The 16,237-nt window shown below is 75.5% G+C and carries 15 protein-coding genes; 12 read left to right on the top strand and 3 right to left on the bottom strand.

The features are described from left to right. The 6 genes from steA to GC089_RS10260 all read left to right on the top strand — a co-directional run bounded on the left by steA (position 1) and on the right by GC089_RS10260 (position 7,495). Positions 1-1,188 (top strand): putative cytokinetic ring protein SteA, encoded by a 1,188-nt coding sequence (steA, locus tag GC089_RS10285; protein ID WP_155377609.1) that lies wholly within the window; start codon positions 1-3, stop codon positions 1,186-1,188. Between the two features lie 124 nt (positions 1,189-1,312). Continuing rightward, the gene (locus tag GC089_RS10280; RefSeq protein WP_155377608.1) at positions 1,313-2,368 is read left to right on the top strand and encodes a copper transporter; all 1,056 of its coding nucleotides are present in this window, start codon (positions 1,313-1,315) and stop codon (positions 2,366-2,368) included. After that, positions 2,365-3,267, top strand: a complete 903-nt coding sequence (locus GC089_RS10275; RefSeq protein WP_155377607.1) for a hypothetical protein — start codon at positions 2,365-2,367, stop codon at positions 3,265-3,267. The genes GC089_RS10280 and GC089_RS10275 overlap by 4 nt, the downstream gene beginning before the upstream one ends. Further along, entirely contained in the window at positions 3,264-5,150 is a 1,887-nt protein-coding gene (murJ, locus tag GC089_RS10270) for a murein biosynthesis integral membrane protein MurJ (protein ID WP_155377606.1), read from the top strand. Before GC089_RS10275 ends, murJ begins: the two co-directional genes overlap by 4 nt. A 63-nt stretch (positions 5,151-5,213) precedes the next feature. Continuing rightward, on the top strand, positions 5,214-6,881 hold the full coding sequence (locus tag GC089_RS10265; protein WP_155377605.1) for a CTP synthase: 1,668 nt from the start codon (positions 5,214-5,216) through the stop codon (positions 6,879-6,881). Then, positions 6,878-7,495 carry an NUDIX domain-containing protein gene (locus GC089_RS10260; RefSeq protein WP_155377604.1) on the top strand — a complete coding sequence of 206 codons (618 nt, stop codon included), beginning with the start codon at positions 6,878-6,880 and terminating at the stop codon, positions 7,493-7,495. The genes GC089_RS10265 and GC089_RS10260 overlap by 4 nt, the downstream gene beginning before the upstream one ends. Positions 7,496-7,616: 121 nt before the next feature. On the opposite strand, the gene GC089_RS10255 is transcribed toward GC089_RS10260, so the two are convergent. The 3 genes from GC089_RS10255 to GC089_RS10245 form a co-directional block, all read right to left on the bottom strand. Further along, on the bottom strand, positions 7,617-8,696 hold the full coding sequence (locus GC089_RS10255; RefSeq protein ID WP_155377603.1) for a heme A synthase: 1,080 nt from the start codon (positions 8,694-8,696) through the stop codon (positions 7,617-7,619). 111 nt (positions 8,697-8,807) lie between these two features. After that, complete coding sequence (locus GC089_RS10250) at positions 8,808-9,527, bottom strand: ABC transporter permease (protein WP_155377602.1); 720 nt, start codon at positions 9,525-9,527, stop codon at positions 8,808-8,810. A 52-nt stretch (positions 9,528-9,579) separates the two neighbouring features. Next, positions 9,580-10,524, bottom strand: coding sequence for an ABC transporter ATP-binding protein (locus GC089_RS10245; RefSeq protein WP_155377601.1), 945 nt, complete (start codon positions 10,522-10,524; stop codon positions 9,580-9,582). Between the two features lie 198 nt (positions 10,525-10,722). Between GC089_RS10245 and GC089_RS10240 the strand changes: the two genes are divergently transcribed. From GC089_RS10240 to sufC, 6 genes are all read left to right on the top strand, one after another. After that, a complete protein-coding gene (locus GC089_RS10240) occupies positions 10,723-11,319 on the top strand; it encodes a hypothetical protein (protein ID WP_155377600.1) in 597 nt (198 codons plus the stop codon). Positions 11,320-11,474: 155 nt separating this feature from the next. Beyond that, on the top strand, positions 11,475-12,167 hold the full coding sequence (locus GC089_RS10235; protein ID WP_155379121.1) for a metalloregulator ArsR/SmtB family transcription factor: 693 nt from the start codon (positions 11,475-11,477) through the stop codon (positions 12,165-12,167). Positions 12,168-12,253: 86 nt separating this feature from the next. Next, the gene (gene sufB / locus GC089_RS10230) at positions 12,254-13,711 is read left to right on the top strand and encodes a Fe-S cluster assembly protein SufB (RefSeq protein ID WP_155377599.1); all 1,458 of its coding nucleotides are present in this window, start codon (positions 12,254-12,256) and stop codon (positions 13,709-13,711) included. Beyond that, positions 13,711-15,009, top strand: coding sequence for a Fe-S cluster assembly protein SufD (sufD, locus tag GC089_RS10225; protein ID WP_155377598.1), 1,299 nt, complete (start codon positions 13,711-13,713; stop codon positions 15,007-15,009). The genes sufB and sufD overlap by 1 nt, the downstream gene beginning before the upstream one ends. Beyond that, positions 15,006-15,338 carry a non-heme iron oxygenase ferredoxin subunit gene (locus tag GC089_RS10220; RefSeq protein WP_155377597.1) on the top strand — a complete coding sequence of 111 codons (333 nt, stop codon included), beginning with the start codon at positions 15,006-15,008 and terminating at the stop codon, positions 15,336-15,338. Before sufD ends, GC089_RS10220 begins: the two co-directional genes overlap by 4 nt. A 20-nt stretch (positions 15,339-15,358) precedes the next feature. Then, entirely contained in the window at positions 15,359-16,120 is a 762-nt protein-coding gene (sufC, locus tag GC089_RS10215) for a Fe-S cluster assembly ATPase SufC (RefSeq protein WP_155377596.1), read from the top strand. The last annotated feature ends 117 nt before the right edge of the window (positions 16,121-16,237 follow it).

Here is a 16,237-nt window from a genome sequence, read left to right as displayed (position 1 = left end):
ATGAGAGTCTCCCTGCGCAGGCGGACGAGCGCGCCCGACACCGGTGAGGTGGTCGGGCCGGCGCGCGTCGACCGCCGCACCAAGTCCCTGACCAAGCGCCTGCGTCCCGGCGACGTGGCCGTGATCGACCACCTGGACCTCGACCGCGTGTCGGCCGAGGCCCTCGTGCGGTGCCAGCCCGCCGCGGTGCTCAACGCGGCCCCGTCGACGTCCGGTCGGTACCCGAACCTCGGTCCCGAGATCCTCGTCTCCGCGGGCATCCCGCTCGTGGACGACCTCGGGGCCGACGTGATGGCGGTCGCGGAGGGACGCACGCTGCGTGTCGTCGACGGCGCGGTCTACGACGGGGAGGCGCTCGTCGCCGAGGGCGTCGCGCAGACGCCCGAGTCCGTGGCCGCGACGATGGAGGAGGCGCGCGCCGGTCTGTCGGTGCAGCTCGAGTCCTTCGCGGCGAACACGATGGACTACCTGCGCCGTGAGCGGGAGCTGCTGCTCGACGGCGTCGGCGTGCCCGACGTGGACACGCGGCTCGAGGGGCGCCAGGTCCTCATCGTCGTCCGCGGCTACCACTACAAGGAGGACCTCGTCACGCTGCGCCCGTACATCCGGGAGTACCGTCCGGTGCTCATCGGCGTGGACGGCGGCGCGGACGCGATCCTCGAGGCGGGCTGGCGGCCCGACATGATCGTCGGCGACATGGACTCCGTCTCCGACCGTGCCCTGCAGTGCGGCGCCGAGATCGTCGTGCACGCCTACCGGGACGGTCGTGCACCGGGCCTCGCACGGGTCGAGCAGCTCGGGGTGCCGCACGTCGTCTTCCCCGCGACGGGCACGAGCGAGGACGTCGCGATGCTGCTCGCGGACGACAAGGGCGCCGAGCTCATCGTCGCGGTGGGGACGCACGCGACCCTGGTCGAGTTCCTCGACAAGGGCCGGGCGGGCATGGCGAGCACGTTCCTGACGCGGCTGCGCGTGGGCGGCAAGCTCGTCGACGCCAAGGGCGTGTCGCGCCTGTACCAGCACCGCATCTCGAACGTGCAGCTCACGCTGCTGGTCCTCGCCGGCCTGCTGGCGCTCGGCGTGGCGCTCGCGTCCACGGCCGCGGGTCAGACGCTGATCGGCCTGCTGGGCGCGCGCCTCGACGACGTCGTCTCCTGGTTCGGCTCGCTCGTCGGCGGCTCGCCGTGACCGGGCCGGCCCGCGCCGCCGCGCGACCGGCGACGCCCTGGCGGCACGCCGCCGCGCTGCCCCTCCTCCTGCTTCCCGCCCCCTGCGCCGCACGCCGCGGCGCGACCGACCGAGAGCCCACCCCGTGATCGACTTCCGGTACCACGTCGTCTCCCTCATCTCCGTCTTCCTCGCGCTGGCCGTCGGCATCGCGCTGGGCGCGGGACCGCTCAAGGAGACGATCGGCGACACCCTGACCGGCCAGGTCGAGCAGCTGCGCGCCGAGAAGGAGGACCTGCGCGCCCAGCTGGACGCCGCCGGCACCGACGAGGCGGCGGCCGAGGCCGTCGTGTCCGCGTCCGCCGAGCGCCTGCTCGGCGGGTCGCTCACCGACCGCCGCGTCGCGCTCGTGCTGCTCGACGAGGTGCCGGAGGACCAGGTCACGGCCCTCGGCGAGCGGATCGGCCAGGCGGGCGCGAGCGTGGCGGCGACGGTCCGGCTGACGGACGCGTGGACGGACCCGGCGCTGCGGACCTACCGGCAGGCGCTCGCCGGCACGCTCGTGTCGTACCTCGACGCCGCGCCGCCGGCCGACGCGGGCACCGAGACGGAGCTCGCCGACGCGCTGGTGCAGGGGCTGACGGGCGCCGACGCGTCCGCGCCCGACCAGGTGTCGGAGAACGCCGCGACGCTCGTCGAGCTCCTGTCGTCCGGTGACAACCCGCTCATCGCGGTGACGGGCGAGGTCGCGGGGCCGGCGGACGCGGTCGTCGTCGTCGCCGGCCCGCCCGCGGACCCGGCGCAGGCCTCCCCGAGCCCGGACGCGGCGGCCGCCGGGCGCGACGCGGAGCTCGCGGTCCTCGACGCCGCGCAGCGGCTGTCGCAGGGGGCGGTGCTGGCGGACGGCCCGCGCACGCCGGAGTCGCTCACGTCGGCCGTGCTGGCCGACGGTGAGCGCACCGAGCGGCTGACGACGGTCTCGCGCACCGACGACGTCACGGGCCAGGTCGTCGTGCCGCTGGCGCTCGCGGCACGCATCGCCGGCGAGAACGGCCACTACGGCTACGGGGACGACCTCGAGCCGCTGCCGCCGGTCGTCCAGCTGCCCCCGGTCGACCGGACGCCGGCCGCGGACGGGACCGGTGCGACGGACGCCGGCACGGACCCGGCCGCGGGCGCCGGCGCGGAGGGCCAGGGGTGAGCGTCGCGCGTCGACTCGCCGCCGGGGCCGTCGCGGCCGCCACCACCGCGGTCGTGCGGGGCGTGCTCGACCTGAGCCCGCCCGGGGGCCCGCAGGTGTGGACCCGGACCAACCACCGCGGTGAGCCGGTCAGCATGCTCGAGGGCCCCGCCACCGCGGCGGGGCTGCTCGCGGGTGCGGTCGTGGGCGCGTCGTCCCCGCGGAGCGCGCTGGCGGCGGCGGTCGCCGTGACGGGTGCGGGGGCGTTCGGCCTCGTCGACGACCTGCGCGAGGACACCTCGACGCGCACGAAGGGTCTGCGGGGACACCTGGGCGCGCTCGCGCACGGCACGGTCACGACCGGCGGGCTCAAGGTCCTCGGCATCGGCGCGAGCGCGCTGGCCGCCGCGGCGCTCGCGGCACCGGCGGGCGGGCACCCGTCGCACCCGGTGGCGCGCGCCGCGGACACGCTCGCGTCCGGCGCGCTCGTCGCCGGCACCGCGAACCTGCTCAACCTGCTCGACCTGCGCCCGGGGCGGGCCCTCAAGGCGGCGGCCCTCGCGGCCGCACCGCTCGCGCTGGCGGGCGGCGCGGGCGCCGGCGCGGCCGCGGCCGTCCTCGGCGCCGGGGGAGCGGCCGTCGAGCAGGACCTCGCGGAAGCCGACATGCTCGGCGACGGCGGGGCGAACGCCCTCGGCGCGGCCCTCGGCACCGCCGTCGTGCTGGCGGCACCGCGCCCGGTGCGGCTCGCGGCGCTGGCGGGCGTGGTCGCGCTGACCCTCGCGAGCGAGCGCGTCAGCTTCACGCGGGTCATCGAGCGCACACCCGTGCTGCGGGAGATCGACGCGTGGGGCCGCCGACCGGCGGCCCCGGCTGCCCGTGGCCGCCACGCCGCGCCCGCGGACGACAGCGGCGCATGAGCCGCGGCGCACGGCGGGCCGTCCAGGGGCTCCTCGGCGCGGCGGCCCTCATCACGGTCGTCACCGTGCTGTCCCGGGTGCTCGGCCTGGGGCGCTTCCTGGTCCAGGCGGCCACGGTCGGCGGGCACGAGATCGGTGACGCGTACAACGCGGCGAACACCCTGCCGAACATCCTCTTCGAGGCCGCGGCCGGTGGTGCGCTGGCCGGTGCCGTCGTGCCGATGCTCGCGGCGCCCCTCGCCCGCGGCGACCGTGCGCGGGTCGAGCGGATCGCGTCGGCCGCGCTCGGGTGGGCGCTCCTCGTGCTCGTGCCGCTCGGCGTCCTGCTCGCCGTGCTCGCCGAGCCGCTCGCGGTCCTCGTCGCCGGGGACGACGCACCGGTCGACCTCGTGCGGTTCTTCGTGCTCGTCTTCGCCGTCCAGGTGCCGCTGTACGGGGTCACCGTGCTGCTGTACGGCGTGCTCCAGGCGCACCGCCGGTTCTTCTGGCCGGCGTTCGCCCCGGTGCTCAACTCGGTCGTCGTCATCACCGTGTACGGGGTGTACGGCGCACTGGCCGACGGCGAGGTGAGCGACCCGGGGCGGCTGCCGCCCGGCGCCCTCGAGGTCCTGGCGTGGGGGACGACGGCCGGCGTGGCGGCGATGTGCCTGCCGATGCTCGTCCCGGTGCGCCGCCTCGGGCTGCGTCTGCGCCCCACCCTGCGGTTCGGCGAGGACGCCGGGCCGCGGTTCCGCGCGCTCGCGCTCGCGGGCGTGGGGTCCGTGGCGGCGCAGCAGCTCGCGGTGCTGGTCGTCCTGCTCCTGGCGGGGAACTTCGCACCGGGCGGCGGTGAGGGCTACACCGCGTTCGTGTACGCGCAGCAGGTGTACCTGCTGCCGTACGCGGTGCTCGTGGTGCCCCTCGCGACCTCGACCTTCACGCGGGTGGCGGAGCACGCGGCGAGCGGCGACCGCGCCGCCTTCGGACGGCTCGCGGCCGTGACGACGCGCGGTGTGGTGGCCGCGGCCGCGCTCGGCGCCGCCGCCGTGCTGGCCGGTGCGCCGGCGGTCGCGGCCCTGTTCGGCGCGTTCGACAGGGGCGGCGGCGGGGTGGCCACCGGGCTCCTGGACGCGCTCGTGCCGCTCGCGCCCGGCGTCGTGGGCCTGGGCGTCCTGTTCCACGTGTCACGCTGCCTGTACGCCCTGGAGCGGTCGCGCTCCGCCGTGGCGGTCAACGCGTTCGGGTGGGGCGTCGTGACGGTGTCCGCGCTGCTCCTCGTCGTGCTCGCGCGGCGCGCCGACCTGGGCGTCCTGGCGGCGCTCGGTGCGGCGACCACGCTCGGCATGGTCGCCGGCGCCGTCGCGGCCCTCGTCGCGCTGCGCCGCGCCGCGGGCCGGGACGCCCTCGCCGGCCTGGCGCGCACGGTCCTCGTCGCCGGGGGTGCGGGCGCCCTCGGTGCGGTCTCCGGGCGGTGGGTCGCCGACTCCGTCCTGCTGCTGGCCGGCGACGGGCCCCTGTCGGCCACGGGAGCGGCGGCCGGCGGTGCCGTGACGGCGGCCCTGGTCGTCGCCGCCGGGGCCGCGCTGCTCGACCGGCGCACGCTCGTCGGGATCGCCCGCGCCGAGCGCCCGTCCGACCCGCGCGAGGCGGCGCACGAGACCGGCGCCGCCGTCGTGCCCGTCGACGCCGTGCTGCCCACGCCGGCCCCCGCGGAGGCCGCGCTCGCACCGCACACGCCGCGCGACGACCGCACGCCGCACGACGACCGCGGCGTGCAGGGTGACCCCGCCCCGCAGGACGGACGCCCCCCGCACGAGCTCCCGCCGCGCGACGCGCGACCGGGGGAGGCGGCGGGCGGGGACGGTGACCGCCCGGCCGGCTCCCGGGGTACCGCGCCGCGCTGAGGTGCGCGCCGCGCTGGGACCGCACCACGGCGGCGGGCGGTGCGTGCGGTAGGGTGGAAGCCCGTGACAGAGCGCGCGTACCGACTCTCCGGGCGGTCGGACATCTCGACCCGGCACATCTTCGTCACGGGGGGCGTCGCCTCCTCGCTCGGGAAGGGCCTGACGGCGAGCAGCCTCGGCCGCCTCCTCCGCTCGCGCGGCCTGCGGGTCACGATGCAGAAGCTCGACCCGTACCTCAACGTGGACCCGGGCACGATGAACCCGTTCCAGCACGGTGAGGTCTTCGTCACGGAGGACGGCGCGGAGACAGACCTCGACGTCGGCCACTACGAGCGGTTCCTCGACGTCGACCTCGTCGGCTCGGCGAACGTCACGACGGGGCAGGTCTACTCGCACGTGATCGCGAAGGAGCGGCGCGGCGAGTACCTCGGCGACACCGTCCAGGTCATCCCGCACATCACGGACGAGATCAAGGCCCGCATGCGCTCCCAGGCGGGTGAGGACGTCGACGTGATCATCACGGAGATCGGCGGCACCGTCGGCGACATCGAGTCGCAGCCGTTCCTCGAGGCGGCGCGCCAGGTCCGGCACGACCTGGGCCGCGACAACTGCTTCTTCCTGCACGTGTCGCTCGTGCCGTACATCGGCCCGTCGGGCGAGCTCAAGACGAAGCCGACGCAGCACTCGGTGGCGGCCCTGCGCAGCATCGGCATCCAGCCCGACGCGATCGTGCTGCGCGCCGACCGCGAGGTGCCCGAGTCGACCAAGCGCAAGATCGCGCTGATGTGCGACGTCGACGTGCAGGGCGTGGTCACCGCGAAGGACGCGCCGAGCATCTACGACATCCCGCGCGTGCTGCACACCGAGGGCCTCGACGCGTACGTCGTGCAGCGCCTCGGGCTGCCCTTCCGGGACGTCGACTGGAGCGGCTGGGAGGACCTCCTGCGCCGCGTGCACGAGCCCGCGCACCAGGTCGAGATCGCGCTCGTCGGCAAGTACATCGACCTGCCCGACGCGTACCTGTCGGTCACCGAGGCGCTGCGCGCCGGCGGCTTCCACCACGACGCGAAGGTCACCATCCGCTGGGTGCCCTCCGACGAGTGCCAGACGCCCGAGGGCGCGCAGGAGGCGCTCGGGGGCGTCGACGCGGTGCTGGTGCCCGGCGGCTTCGGCGTGCGCGGCATCGAGGGCAAGCTCGGCGCGCTGCGCTGGGCGCGCGAGCAGAAGGTGCCCACGCTCGGCCTGTGCCTCGGCCTGCAGTGCATGGTCATCGAGTACGCACGCACGGTCCTCGGCCTCGAGGACGCGTCGTCGACCGAGTTCGACCCGGACACCGCGCACCCGGTCATCGCGACGATGGAGGAGCAGCTCGCGATCGTCGGCGGCAAGGGCGACCTGGGCGGCACGATGCGGCTCGGCGCGTACGACGCGCGCCTGACGCCGGGGTCGGTGGTCGCGGAGGCGTACGGCGCCGAGCAGGTCTCCGAGCGGCACCGCCACCGCTACGAGGTCAACAACGCGTACCGCGACAAGCTCGAGGACGCGGGCCTGGTCATCTCCGGCGTGTCGCCCGACACGTCCCTCGTCGAGTTCGTGGAGCTGCCCCGCGAGGAGCACCCGTACTACGTCGCGACCCAGGCGCACCCGGAGTTCAAGTCCCGTCCGACCCGAGCGCACCCCCTGTTCGCCGGGCTCGTCGGCGCGGCGCTCGCGCAGCGGGCGGGGGCGTGAGCGCGCCCGACCCCGCCACGCTCGTCGACGTCCCGCAGGAGCGTGCGGTCACCGCGCGCGAGACGGTCTTCGCGGGCCGCATCTGGGACGTCGTGCGGGACACCGTCGAGCTGGGCGACGGCCCCGCGGTGCGCGAGTACGTCGCGCACCCGGGGGCCGTGGCGGTGCTCGCCATGGACGACGAGGACCGCGTGCTCCTGCAGTCGCAGTACCGCCACCCGGTGCGGCAGGTGCTGTGGGAGCCGCCCGCGGGGCTGCTCGACGTCGCGGGCGAGGAGCGGGTCGTCGCCGCGGCGCGCGAGCTCGCGGAGGAGGCCGACCTCGAGGCGGGCCGCTGGTGGCGGCTCGCGGAGTTCTTCAGCACGCCGGGCGGCAACGACGAGCGGATCACCGTGTTCCTGGCCCGCGACCTGCGTCCGGTGCCCGCGCAGCGGCGCTACGAGCGCGGCGAGGAGGAGGCGGACCTCGTGCCCGCCTGGGTCCCGCTGGACGACGCCGTGACGGCGGTGCTCGAGGGCCGGCTGCGCTGCCCCACGACCGTGACGGGCGTGCTCGCGGCGGCCGCCGCCCGTGCCCAGGGCTGGCGCACCCTCACCGAGGTGCACCTGCCCTGAGCGCCGGCCGTACGCGGCGGCAGGACGAGGACGGCCGCTCCCCGGTGGGGGAGCGGCCGTCCGTGCGTCGGGGCCCGCGGCCCGTTTCCGCGCCCGCGGGGGCGGGCCAGGCGGCGACGGGTCAGGTGGCGGCGGGTCCGACGGGGGCGACCGCCTCTGCGGGTGCACCGACCGCGGGACGCACGCGCAGCGTGCCGAGGAAGAGCGCGAGGACCGCGGTGAGCACCGCTGCGCCCAGCATGTGCAGGTTCACCAGGGCGATCGGCAGCCCCGTGAACAGCTGCACGTAGCCGACACCGCCCTGGGCGAGCGTGACGACGAGCAGCACCAGGCCGGAGCGCCGCGCGCGGGCGAGGGCCGCCGCGTCCGCGTCGCCGTGGTCCGGCACGATGCCCCGCGCCGGCTGGGCGCCGCCGTCCGCACCCGTGTACGTCGGCGTGCCGGCCGCGCCGCGCACCCGGGCCAGGCGCACGAGCACGACGACGAGCAGCGCGACGAACGCCCACACGGACAGCGCGTGGACGCGGGCCATGGCGTACGGGTCGACGGCGAAGCGGTAGCCGACCTCCTCGTCGCCGGAGTGCGGGCCCGCACCGGTGACGACGACGCCGAGGACGAGCACGACCGCACCCACGGCGCCCAGGACCACGGCGAGCGCGCGCGTGCCCGCGTCGGCGACGCGCACGGGGGCGCCGTCGCCCTCGCGGGTCCGCACGAGCAGCCACGCCGAGACCGCGACGAGCGCCATCGAGATGAGGAAGTGCGACCCGACCACCGCCGGGTGCAGGTGCACGAGCACGGTGATGCCGCCGATGACCGCCTGCAGCACGACGCCCGCGATCGGCGCCCAGGCCCACGCGCGGTAGGCGGCCGGGCGGCGCCGGTCGAGCCCGGCGAGCAGGGCGACGGCCGCCGCGACGACGACGAGCACGCCGGTGAGGGTGCGGTTGCCGAACTCGACGACGGTGTGGATCGACATCGCCTCGTGGAAGACGGGGGCGAACTGCCCGGGCTCGCACTGCGGCCACGTCGAGCAGCCGAGCCCGGAGCCCGTGAGCCGCACCGCCCCGCCCGTCACCACGATGACGACCTGGGCCACGAGGTTCGCCACGACGGCGGGGACCGTCCAGCGCGGCCGCAGCCGCTCCAGCAGGTTCGGCGACGGCGGTGCGACGGGAGGCGTGGCGGAGGTCGTGCTCACGCGTCCAGGGTAGGCGCCGTCTTGAGCACCCCCGGCACGGCGAGGCAGGCGTCACACCGGCGGCGGGACGCGCGCGCACCCCCGGCGGGGCGACGGGCGGGACGACGGGCGTCAGTGCCAGCGGAAGACGCGCGCGGCGAGCGTGCCGAGCACGGCCGTCCAGCCGGCGAGGACGAGCGCGGGCACGAGCGGCAGGGCGCCCTCGAGGAGCGTGCCGCGCAGCACGTCGCCGAGCGCCCCCGACGGCAGCCACGCGGCGACCGCCGCGACGGGAGCGGGCAGGTCGGCGGCCGGGACGATCACGCCCCCGCCGAGCGCGAGGACGAGGAGCAGGAGGTTCGCGAGCGCGAGCACCGCCTCGGCGCGCAGGGTGCCGGCGACGAGCAGCGCCAGGGCGGTGAACGCGGCCGTGCCCAGCACGACCCCGACCAGCGCGAGCGCGACGCCGGCGCCGGGCGGCCGCCACCCGAGCGCTGCGGCCGACCCGCCGACGAGCACGACCTGCACCACCTGCACGGCCAGGACGCCGAGCACCTTGCCGGCGAGCAGCCCGCCGCGTCCGAGCGGCGTGGTCGCCATGAGCCGCAGCACGCCGTTGCGCCGGTCGAACGCGGTCGCGATGGCCTGGGACGTGAAGGACGACGTCATGACGGCGAGTGCGAGCACCCCGGGGGTGAGGAAGTCGACGCGCGACGCGCCGGCCGTGTCGAACTCCACGAACGTGCCGCGCACGAGGCCGACGAGCGCGAGCACGGGGATCACCACGGTGACGAGCAGCTGCTCCCCGTTACGCAGGATCGTGCGGGTCTCGAACCCGGCCTGGGCGAGCACGCGCCGGACCGCGGGAGCCGCCTCGGCCGCGGGGCGGCGGGTGCCGGGGTGCTCATCGCAGGCTCCGTCCGGTGAGGTCGAGGAAGACGTCCTCGAGCGTGCGCGGCCCGAGGTCGAGGCGCGTCGCGAGCACGTCGCGGTCGGCGAGCCACGCGGTCACCGCGGCGAGGGTGCGCGGGCCCACGTCACCGGTGACGGCGAGCACCGTGGCGGAGCGCTGCTCGACCACGAGCGCGTCGCCGAGCGCGTGCCGCAGGTCGCCGGCGTCGACCGGGAGCGCGGTGCGCACGACGAGCGTCGCGCCGGGTGAGCGGCCGCTCGCGCCGCCGTCCCCGGCGAGCAGCGCGGCCACGGTCCCCTCGGCGATGACGCGGCCGTGGTCCACGACGACCACGTGGTCGGCGAGGTCCTCGGCCTCCTCCATGAGGTGGGTCGTGAGGATCACCGCGACGCCCTCGTCGCGCAGCTCGCGCACGAGCTCCCACACGGCCCGTCGCGACTGCGGGTCCATGCCGGCGCTGGGCTCGTCGAGGAAGACGACGCGCGGACGTCCGACGACCGCGACGGCCAGCGCCAGGCGCTGCCGCTGCCCGCCGGACAGGCGGCGGACGGTGGTCCGCGCGAACGCGCCGAGGCCGAGGCGCTCGGCGAGCACGTCGGTGCTCACGGGGTCGGCGTACATCCGGGCGACGTGGTCGAGCATCTCGCGCGCCCGCACCGCGGTCGGCAGCCCGCCGTCCTGGAGCATCACCCCGACGCGCGGCCGCAGCGCGGCCCCGTCGGCGACGGGGTCGAGGCCGAGCACGTGCACGCGGCCCGCGTCCGGCGTGCGCAGGCCCTCGCAGCACTCGACGGTGGTCGTCTTGCCCGCGCCGTTCGGCCCGAGCACGGCGGTCACGCGGCCGGCCTCGGCGCTGAGGTCGAGGCCGTCGACCACGGTCCGGCCGTCGTAGCGCTTGACGAGCCCGCGGACCTCGACGGCGGGGGAGTGCGGCACGGTGGGCGAGTCTAGGTGCTGGCGGCGGCCCCCCGGGGCGCGTCGTCGCGACGCCGTGGCCGGTGCGGCACGCGCGCCCGCATCGTCCGGGATGTCCCCCAGATGGACGACCCGCGCGCGGCGCGCCCGCACGCCTCTAGGGTGACGCGGCGGCGCGCGGGTGCCGTGCCGCCGGATCCGACGACGACGGGAGAGCCCGTGGCCACCTACCGCATCGACCCCGACACGCTGCGGGAGGTGCCCGGCGACGTGACGGCGGTGTGGGCGCACGTCGAGCAGCTGGAGGCGCGCGGCCCCGACGGCGACGGCGAGCGGGTCGTGTGGCTGCGCATCCTCGGTGCGCTCGGGTCCGCGCTGGCGCTCGGCTGGAGCGACGTCGCGCGCCGGGGCGGCCCGCCGACGCTGGAGGCGGCGGCCGTGACGGTCCCGCGGACGGTGCCGCCCGCCGCGTACCGACCGCTGCTGCGGGTCGCGCACGTGCTGCACTGGCAGCGCCGGCACGCGGACGCCGACACGGTGGTCGACCTGGTCCGCGCCGCCGCGTCCGCCCGCGCCGAGGCGGCGGTCCAGGAGGAGGTGCGCCGCGACTGCGCGGCCGTGCTGGCGTTCGCCGACCAGCACCAGGGCAAGGTCCGCTACGACGAGGGGCGCTACGCGGAGGCCGCCGCCCTGTTCGCGGCGGCGCTCGCGCGCCGCGAGCGCGAGCAGGCACCCTCGGACCAGGTCGTCTCGAGCCGGCAGGCGCTCGACGCGGCCCGGCGGCGCCAGGCGGGGGTCGCGCCCACGCTCGTGTGAGGTGCGGCTCACGAAGGTGGGCCTTGCTTGCGGGGATGGATTTCGGCAACAAGGATGTTGCCGATATCAGGAGCGCGCGTGCCGACGTGCGCCCGTCCCGTCGGACGCGAACGCGACCGGCGCCGGCCGACCCCGTGGAGGTGCGCGTGAGCAGCATGCTGCCCGTGGTCGTGCCCGCGGCGCCCGGCGAGCTCGACGCCGGCACCCGGCGCCGCGTGCTGCAGCTCGTCGCGAGCGACGGGCCCGTCAGCGCGGCCGACCTCGCGTCCGCCCTGGACCTCACCGCCGCCGGCGTGCGTCGTCACCTCGCCGCGCTCGAGCAGGCCGGCCAGGTCGTCGTGCACGAGAGCCACGGCGGGGCGCGCGGCCGCGGCCGTCCCGCGCGTCGCTACGTCGTGACCGGGGACGGGCAGGCGACGCTGTCGCAGCGCTACGCCGAGATCGCCGCCGAGGCCCTGCGGTTCCTCGCCGACGCCGCCGGGCCGGAGGCGGTCGAGCGCTTCGCCGAGCAGCGCGTGCGCGAGCTCGAGACGCGTCACGCGGCCGCCGTCGCCGCGGCCGGCGAGGACGTCGGCGCCCGGGCGCACGCCCTCGCCGACGCGCTCGCGCGGGACGGGTACGCCGCGTCGGCCCGTCCGGTGCCGGGCGCCGCCGTCGTCCAGCTGTGCCAGGGCCACTGCCCGGTGCAGGACGTCGCCGCCGAGTTCCCGCAGCTGTGCGAGGCCGAGACGCGCGCGTTCGGGCGCCTGCTCGGCGTGCACGTGCAGCGGCTGTCGACCCTGACGACCGGTGGGCACGTGTGCACCACGAGCGTGCCCACCCGCACGACCCCGACCGGCGGACGGTGACCCCGCCCGCGACACCAGCCCCCGCCCCCCCATCCCGGACAGCACCCCCCGAACCCGCACGTGCACTCGACGGAAGGACCGACACCATGAGCGCACCCACGGACGAGACGGCCACCCGGCCGGCGGCGACCGAGCCGCTGAGCCAGGACGAGGCCATCGCCTCCCTCGGCAACTACACCTACGGCTGGCACGACCCGGACGTGGCCGGCGCGAGCGCGCGTCGCGGCCTGTCCGAGGACGTCGTGCGCGACATCTCCCGGCTCAAGAACGAGCCCGAGTGGATGCTGAAGACGCGCCTGAAGGCGCTGCGCATGTTCGACAAGAAGCCGATGCCCTGGTGGGGCGCGGACCTGTCGGGCATCGACTTCGACAACATCAAGTACTTCGTGCGCTCGACCGAGAAGCAGGCCACCAGCTGGGAGGACCTGCCCGAGGACATCAAGAACACGTACGACCGCCTCGGCATCCCGGAGGCGGAGAAGCAGCGCCTCGTCGCGGGCGTCGCCGCGCAGTACGAGTCCGAGGTCGTGTACCACCAGATCCAGGAGTCGCTCGAGGAGCAGGGCGTCATCTTCCTCGACACCGACACGGGCCTGCGCGAGCACCCGGAGATCTTCGAGCAGTACTTCGGCTCGGTCGTCCCCCCGGGCGACAACAAGTTCGCGTCGCTGAACACGGCCACGTGGTCCGGCGGCTCCTTCGTCTACGTGCCGCCGGGCGTGCACGTCGAGATCCCGCTGCAGGCCTACTTCCGCATCAACACGGAGAACATGGGCCAGTTCGAGCGGACGCTGATCATCGCCGACGAGGGCTCCTACGTGCACTACGTCGAGGGCTGCACGGCGCCGATCTACCAGTCGGACTCGCTGCACTCGGCCGTCGTCGAGATCGTCGTGAAGAAGAACGCCCGCGTGCGCTACACGACCATCCAGAACTGGTCGAACAACGTCTACAACCTCGTGACCAAGCGCGCCACGGTCGCCGAGGGCGGGACGATGGAGTGGGTCGACGGCAACATCGGCTCCAAGGTCACCATGAAGTACCCGGCGATCTACCTCATGGGCGAGCACGCGCGCGGCGAGACGCTGTCGATCGCGTTCGCGGGTGAGGGCCAGCACCAGGACGCCGGCTCGAAGATGGTCCACGCGGCCCCGCACACGTCGAGCTCGATCGTGTCGAAGTCGGTCGCGCGCGGCGGTGGCCGCACGTCGTACCGCGGTCTCGTGCAGATCCTCGAGGGCGCCTCGCACTCCGCGTCCAACGTGCTGTGCGATGCCCTGCTGGTCGACCAGATCTCGCGCTCGGACACGTACCCGTACGTCGACGTCCGCGAGGACGACGTGTCGATGGGCCACGAGGCGACCGTCTCGCGCGTCAGCGAGGACCAGCTGTTCTACCTGATGTCCCGGGGCATGGCCGAGACCGAGGCCATGGCGATGATCGTGCGCGGGTTCGTCGAGCCCATCGCGCGCGAGCTGCCCATGGAGTACGCGCTCGAGCTCAACCGCCTCATCGAGCTGCAGATGGAAGGATCCGTCGGCTGATGACGACCACCACGAACGAGGGCGCCGGCGTCGGCCTCTCGACCGACCACTCGCGCGCCGTCGCCGACGGTGCCCACAGCCACGGCGTGGGCACCGTCCCGGAGTCGTCGCGCGCCGCGCGCCGGACGAGCTTCGACGTCGCCGACTTCCCGGTCCCCACGGGCCGGGAGGAGGAGTGGCGGTTCGCGCCCGTCGACCGGTTCGCGCCGCTGTTCGGCGCGGCGACGGACGGCGTCCTGTCCGGTCACGGCGTCCTGACGACGGTCGTCGAGGCGCCCGAGGCGCGCGTCGAGATCGTCGAGCGCGACGACGCCCGCCTGGGCACCGCGGGCCGCCCCGGCGACCGCACGGCCGCGACCTCGTGGGCGTCCTTCGAGCGCTCGACGGTCGTGACGCTGCCCCGCGAGTCGGTCTCGTCGAAGGTCACGTCCGTGGTCGTCGAGGGGTCGGCGAGCGAGGGGATCGCCGCCGAGCCGACGGCGACGCACCTGCTCGTGCACGCCGAGCCGCTCTCGCAGGGCGTCGTCGTCATCGACCACGTGGGCCACGCGAACCTCACCGAGACGGTCGAGATCGTCGCGGAGGACGGCGCGCACCTCACGGTCGTGTCCGTGCAGGACTGGGCCGAGGGCACCGTGCACGCGTCCAGCCACCGCCTGCGCGTCGGCCGCGACGCGTCCGTCAAGCACATCGTGGTCACGCTCGGCGGCGACGTCGTGCGCGTCACGCCCGACGCCGAGTTCGTCGGCGAGGGCGCGTCCGTCACGATGCTGGGCGCGTACTTCGCGGACGCGGAGCAGCACCAGGAGCACCGTCTGTTCGTCGACCACGCGGTGCCCAGCTGCACCTCGCGCGTGACGTACAAGGGCGCGCTGCAGGGCGCCGGCGCGCACACCGTGTGGGTGGGCGACGTCCTCATCCGCGCGGCGGCCGAGGGCACCGACACCTACGAGCTCAACCGCAACCTCGTCCTCACGGACGGCGCCCGGGCGGACTCGGTCCCGAACCTGGAGATCGAGACGGGTGTCATCGAGGGCGCCGGCCACGCGAGCGCGACCGGCCGCTTCGACGACGAGCAGCTCTTCTACCTGCGCGCCCGGGGCATCCCCGAGGCCGACGCGCGCCGCCTGGTCGTGCGCGGGTTCTTCGCCGAGCTCATCCACGAGATCGGCGTGCCCGAGGTCGAGGAGCGCCTCATCGCCTCGATCGAGGCCGAGCTCGAGAAGTCGATGAGCGAGATCCTCGGCACCCCGCGGGTCGAGGAGTCCGTGGCGGTGGCGCCGGCGGACGAGGCATGACCGCTCAGCTGGCCTGCATGACCGACGACGTGCCCGTCGCCGGGACGCTGCGCGTCGAGCTCGAGGGCGAGACGGGACCCGTCGAGGTCGCCGTCGTGCGCGACGAGGCCGGCGAGTGGCACGCCATCAGCGACGTGTGCTCGCACGGCGCCGTCTCCCTCTCCGAGGGCGAGGTCGAGGACTGCACGGTCGAGTGCTGGCTGCACGGGTCGCGGTTCGACCTGCGCAGCGGCAAGCCGCTGTCGCCGCCGGCCGTCCGTCCCGTCCCCGTCTACCCCGTGACCGTCGACGGCGAGCGCGTGCTCGTCGACGTCGACGCCCCGCTCTGAACCCCGAGGAGTACCCCGAGATGTCCACCCTGGAGATCCGCGACCTGCACGTCAGCGTCGAGACCAAGGAAGGCGCCAAGCCGATCCTGCGCGGCGTCGACCTCACCGTGAACAGCGGCGAGACCCACGCGATCATGGGCCCCAACGGGTCCGGCAAGTCCACGCTGGCGTACTCGCTCGCCGGCCACCCGAAGTACGAGATCACCTCCGGCACCGTCCTGCTCGACGGCGAGGACGTGCTCGAGATGAGCGTCGACGAGCGCGCCCGCGCGGGCATGTTCCTGGCGATGCAGTACCCGGTCGAGGTGCCGGGCGTGTCGGTGTCGAACTTCCTGCGCACCGCCAAGACCGCCATCGACGGCGAGGCCCCGCCGCTGCGCACGTGGGTCAAGGACGTGCGCGGCGCCATGGACGCGCTGCGCATGGACTCCTCGTTCGCGGAGCGCTCGGTCAACGAGGGCTTCTCGGGCGGTGAGAAGAAGCGCCACGAGATCCTGCAGATGGAGCTCCTCAAGCCGCGCTTCGCGATCCTCGACGAGACCGACTCCGGCCTCGACGTCGACGCGCTGCGGATCGTCTCGGAGGGCGTGAACCGCGTCCGCCAGTCGACCGACGTCGGCGTGCTGCTCATCACGCACTACACGCGCATCCTGCGCTACATCAAGCCCGACTTCGTGCACGTCTTCGTCGACGGCAAGATCGCCGAGGAGGGCGGCCCGGAGCTGGCCGAGCGCCTCGAGAACGAGGGCTACGACCGGTTCCTCACGTCCGCCACGGCCTGAGCCGGCGCGAGCACCTGAGCACCGCCCGCCGGGACGCGACCACGGTCGCGTCCCGGCGGCGCCCCGGCACCCGGGGCTCCCGGACGGCCGCCGCCGCCCGGACCACCGTCCGGAGGG

Origin of the sequence: Cellulomonas sp. JZ18 (genome assembly GCF_009720485.1) — a bacterium.
GTDB lineage: Bacteria > Actinomycetota > Actinomycetes > Actinomycetales > Cellulomonadaceae > Cellulomonas.
Note: the sequence above shows the minus strand (reverse complement) of the source record. Positions and strands in the feature narration are given on the sequence as shown.

Coding starts and splice junctions, on each gene's coding strand:
- steA (WP_155377609.1), top strand. CDS start 1: ATGAGAGTCTCCCTGCGCAGGCGGACGAGCGCGCCCGACACCGGTGAG.
- murJ (WP_155377606.1), top strand. CDS start 3,264: ATGAGCCGCGGCGCACGGCGGGCCGTCCAGGGGCTCCTCGGCGCGGCG.
- GC089_RS10235 (WP_155379121.1), top strand. CDS start 11,475: ATGCTGCCCGTGGTCGTGCCCGCGGCGCCCGGCGAGCTCGACGCCGGC.
- sufB (WP_155377599.1), top strand. CDS start 12,254: ATGAGCGCACCCACGGACGAGACGGCCACCCGGCCGGCGGCGACCGAG.
- sufD (WP_155377598.1), top strand. CDS start 13,711: ATGACGACCACCACGAACGAGGGCGCCGGCGTCGGCCTCTCGACCGAC.
- GC089_RS10220 (WP_155377597.1), top strand. CDS start 15,006: ATGACCGCTCAGCTGGCCTGCATGACCGACGACGTGCCCGTCGCCGGG.
- sufC (WP_155377596.1), top strand. CDS start 15,359: ATGTCCACCCTGGAGATCCGCGACCTGCACGTCAGCGTCGAGACCAAG.